Genomic DNA, 4490 nt, shown 5'->3' on the forward strand with positions numbered 1-4490 from the left:
GTCGAAATATTAGGGAGACGAAAACAATTTCAATGGTTACTTAGTAGAAAAACTTTATATGCATATCAAATGAACGAATTAAATATTATTTACTGCGATATATTAAAATTCTCAATAAAAAGGCTATATATATCAATTCAACTAAAATTATAACTATATTAAAATAACTAAATTTAATAATAATGATTATTTAATTTACGTGTCATTCATACTTTAAACACAGTATGAGTAAATTTAATATAAAAATAATTGTTGTAACATTTGGAAAGATATTGTATATTTTTAAAAAGTGTTCGACTTTTCTGATAAAACGAACTAATACATACTATTCAGCTAAGATAAACCAACATGTGGGAGGCGTTAATTTGAGTAATCCTGTGTTAAATATTCGCAATCTTTCAACATCTTTTAAGATTAAAGAGCAGTATTATGCAGCGGTTGATGATGTCACGTTGACAGTAAATGAAAACGAAGTACTAGCGATTGTTGGTGAGTCGGGATGTGGGAAAAGCGCATTAGCTCTTTCCATTATGGGGCTTCATACAAAAAAACGAACAAAATTAGATGGTGAAGTTAATTATAATAGTCAAAACTTATTGCGTTTAAACGATGCGAATTTGAACAAAATCCGCGGGAATGATATTGGTATGATTTTTCAAGATCCTTTGACAGCTCTGAATCCATTAGTGCGCATCGGGAAACAAATTGAAGAGTCCATGAAGTATCATACGAAACTTCCAGGGAGACAGCGTAAAAAAAAGGCGCATGAGTTACTTGGGAAAGTGGGCATTCCAAACGTAGAACGCGTTTATACACAATATCCTCATGAATTATCAGGTGGAATGAGACAACGTGTTGTCATAGCGATTGCTCTTGCTTGCGAGCCAAAGCTATTGATAGCGGATGAACCAACAACCGCATTGGATGTAACAATTCAGGCACAAATTATGGATTTGATGAAAACACTCCAGGAAGATACAAAGGCTGGCATTATCCTGATTACACATGACTTGGGAGTTGTAGCCGAAATGGCAGACCGAGTAGCAGTTATGTATGCTGGTCAAATTGTTGAAGTGGCAGCTGTGGATACAATCCTGTCGAATCCGCTTCATCCATACACACGATCTTTATTGAATTCAATCCCAAGTAATTTTTCAAACAAAGGTCGTTTGCACGTAATTGATGGGGTAGTCCCATCGATTCAAAATCTAAAGAGAACTGGTTGTCGTTTTGCTCCTCGAATCGAATGGGTCGGTGAGGAAGAACATCAAGAGAATCCCGTTTTGGAAGAAGTAGAACCGAATCACTGGGTGCGTTGCTCATGCTATCGTAATTTCTACTTCCCAGAAGGGAAAACAGGAGAAAAACACTATGTCCTTACTTAAAGTGAACGATTTAAAAATACATTATCCAATTCGCGGTGGGGTTTTCAAAACCGTAAAAGATCATGTACGTGCAGTCGACGGCGTCAGCTTTAATCTTCAAGCAGGTGAAACATATGGTCTTGTAGGTGAATCTGGTTGTGGGAAAACGACTACGGGACGTACAATCATCGGATTGAATAAAGCCACTTCGGGTGAAATTTTATTTGATGGAACAGATTTGACCAAGTTGTCAAAAAGTGATCGCCGCAAATATACAAAAGACATTCAAATGATTTTCCAGGATCCTTATTCATCACTGAATTCAAGGAAGCGTGTACTTGATATTGTTGCAGAACCGATTCGTAACTTCGAACGGTTATCACCAGATGAAGAGCGCAAACGCGTACAGTTTGTCATTGAACGAGTGGGGTTGAACCCAGAAGCTATTTATAAATATCCGCATGAGTTTTCAGGTGGACAGCGTCAACGTATAGGGATTGCCAGAGCTTTAATGTTAAATCCGAAATTAATTATTGCAGATGAACCGGTGTCGGCATTGGATGTTTCGGTACAAGCTCAGGTTTTGAACTTCATGCAGGACATCCAAAAAGAATTTAACCTTACGTACTTATTCATCAGTCACGATCTTGGCATTATTCGTCATATGTGCGATCGAATGGGAATTATGTATCGCGGTCAATTTGTTGAAGAAGGGACAAGCGAAGAAATTTACAACAATCCACAACATATCTATACAAAACGTTTGATTGCGGCTATTCCAGAAATGGAAACAGGACATCGCAAAGAAAAGACGTTGATTCGCCAACAAATTGCGGAAGAGTACAGACAAACTAGAGATCAATTTTTCGATCAAGATGGTCGTTCTTACGGTTTAAAGAAAATTACAGACACGCACTCAGTTGCGATGCAATAGGAGGACATAACAATGTTAAAGTTTATTTTTCGCCGGACATTGATTATGATTCCTCAAATATTCATACTCAGTGTTTTAATCTTTCTTTTAGCAAAAGCAATGCCTGGGGACGCATTGACTGGAAAACTCGGTGCAGGGGATGTTGATCCGGAACGAATTGTGGAACTGCGTGAAAAAGCTGGCCTTAATGATCCATGGCATGTTCAATATACCCGATGGATTGGTAATGCCGTCCAAGGTGATTTTGGTAAATCAGCAGTCTACCAACAAAAGGTAACAAACTTGATCGGTGACCGAGTGGGTAATACTCTCTTGTTATCTGCAAGTATTTTAATTGTTAGTTACTTAATTGCCATTCCACTCGGAATTATAGCCGGTAGGTGGACAGATTCGTGGGCGGATAAAATTATTGTCTGGTATAACTATTTGTCGTTTGCCACACCATTATTCGTATTTGCCTTAATCTTATTGTTTATCTTTGGCTTTGTACTCCAGTGGTTCCCAATAGGTGGTTCGGTCGACATTAGGGCTGATAAAGGAACTTTCGAATATGTCTTAAGTAAGGCAGAGCATTTAGTGTTACCAACAATGGCTGGTGCATTACTCGCTACATTCGGTACAATCCAGTACTTAAGAAATGAAATTATTGATACAAAAATTAAAGACTTCGTCAAAACTRCACGTGCAAAAGGTGTACCAGAACGTAAAGTTTATACGCAGCACATATTACGCAACTCATTATTACCGATTGCTGCTTTTCTAGGCTATGAAATTACTGGATTAATAGGCGGCTCCATATTCTTAGAATCAATCTTCAGTTACCCAGGATTGGGCCAACTCTTTTTATCATCAATCAGTTCACGAGATTTTAGTGTCGTAACAATCCTAGTATTAATATCAGGTATTGCTGCAATTGTCGGCACCATGCTATCCGATATTATTCTAAGTTGGGTGGACCCAAGAATTCGCATCGATTGAGGATACTAGATTGGAGAGAGAAAAATGACAGTAAATATGGGAAATGAAACGCCCGTAACGGGTGCAATGAAATCTAAAAGTACGCACACTTCATTAGCCAAAACGATGTGGCGTGAAATTAAACATGATAAGATGGCGCTTTTTTCACTTATCTTATTAAGCGGTATTTTGTTGACGGTGTATATAGGATCGTATTTTCTTGACTTAGAGGAAATCAGAAGAATTGATGTTTTTAACATTTATGCTGAACCTTCTGCTGCCAATTGGCTTGGTACAGATTATGGCGGACGTGATGTTTTTGGCACGTTAATCATTGGAGCAAAGAATTCCATTACCATCGGAGTGGTCATCACGTTAATTTCGGCAATAATCGGATTAACGGTAGGATTGATTGCCGGTTACTTCGGGGGTGCTGTAGATAATATTATTATGCGTTTCATCGATTTCATCATCATCCTACCTTTCTTGATGATTATTATCGTATTGATAACAGTTGTACCTGTGTTCAACGTCTATACGTTCATCGCGATCCTGTCTCTATTCTTATGGACAGGTAAAGCGCGATTAATCAGATCCAAGACACTTGCTGAACGCGAACTGGATTACGTAAATGCTTCAAAAACTCTTGGAACACCAAACTGGAAAATTATGATGTTTGAAGTGTTACCAAATTTGAGCTCTATTATTATCGTAAACATGACGTTAACGTTGGCAGGTAATATTGGAATTGAAACTGGATTAACTTATCTCGGATTCGGTTTACCTGAAAGTGTCCCTTCACTTGGAACATTAGTAGCGTACGCCAGTAATCCAGAAGTCATCGAAAATAGATGGTGGGTTTGGTTACCTGCATCATTACTGATATTAGTAATCATGCTGTGTATAAATTTCATCGGTCAAGCGTTAAAACGTGCGGCTGATGCAAGACAAAGATTGACATAAAAAGGGAGGAAGAAAAATGAAGAAAAGTTCACTGTTGTTACTTTGTTTGATGCTTGTACTAAGCGCCTTTTTAGCAGCTTGTACTGGTAAAGAGAAAGGTAGCGAGAAAGATCCAGAGAAAGACAATGAAGAAGCTGGGGGAGATGAAAACAAAATCGATTTAGCTTTCCCAACAAAAGTTTCTGCTAAAGACGAAGCAGTTAAAGATGGTTCATTAAACTACGGTTTGATTTCTGATACACCGTTTGAAGGTACTTTGAACTATGTATTCT

At 38.0% G+C, this 4490-nt stretch carries 4 protein-coding genes and 1 pseudogene; all 5 read left to right on the forward strand.

From position 1 onward, the window contains the following. The first annotated feature begins 365 nt into the window (after window positions 1–365). Window positions 366–1385 (forward strand): ABC transporter ATP-binding protein, encoded by a 1020-nt coding sequence (locus tag AC1DSB_RS14880; RefSeq protein ID WP_477586998.1) that lies wholly within the window; start codon window positions 366–368, stop codon window positions 1383–1385. After that, a complete protein-coding gene (locus AC1DSB_RS14885) occupies window positions 1372–2298 on the forward strand; it encodes an ABC transporter ATP-binding protein (protein WP_477586999.1) in 927 nt (308 codons plus the stop codon). Before AC1DSB_RS14880 ends, AC1DSB_RS14885 begins: the two co-directional genes overlap by 14 nt. Window positions 2299–2310: 12 nt before the next feature. Further along, on the forward strand, window positions 2311–3276 hold the full coding sequence (opp4B, locus tag AC1DSB_RS14890) for an oligopeptide ABC transporter permease (protein ID WP_477587000.1): 966 nt from the start codon (window positions 2311–2313) through the stop codon (window positions 3274–3276). 66 nt (window positions 3277–3342) lie between these two features. After that, on the forward strand, window positions 3343–4218 hold the full coding sequence (locus tag AC1DSB_RS14895) for an ABC transporter permease (protein WP_051123219.1): 876 nt from the start codon (window positions 3343–3345) through the stop codon (window positions 4216–4218). Window positions 4219–4234: 16 nt separating this feature from the next. Then, window positions 4235–4490, forward strand: a pseudogene (locus AC1DSB_RS14900) (oligopeptide ABC transporter substrate-binding protein); the annotation flags it as partial.

This window comes from Paenisporosarcina sp. P4_E4_2 (genome assembly GCF_056401595.1).

Excerpts from the sequence above, each read along its gene's own strand:
- AC1DSB_RS14895 (WP_051123219.1), top strand. The coding sequence starts at position 3,343 with ATGAAATCTAAAAGTACGCACACTTCATTAGCCAAAACGATGTGGCGT.
- AC1DSB_RS14885 (WP_477586999.1), top strand. The coding sequence starts at position 1,372 with ATGTCCTTACTTAAAGTGAACGATTTAAAAATACATTATCCAATTCGC.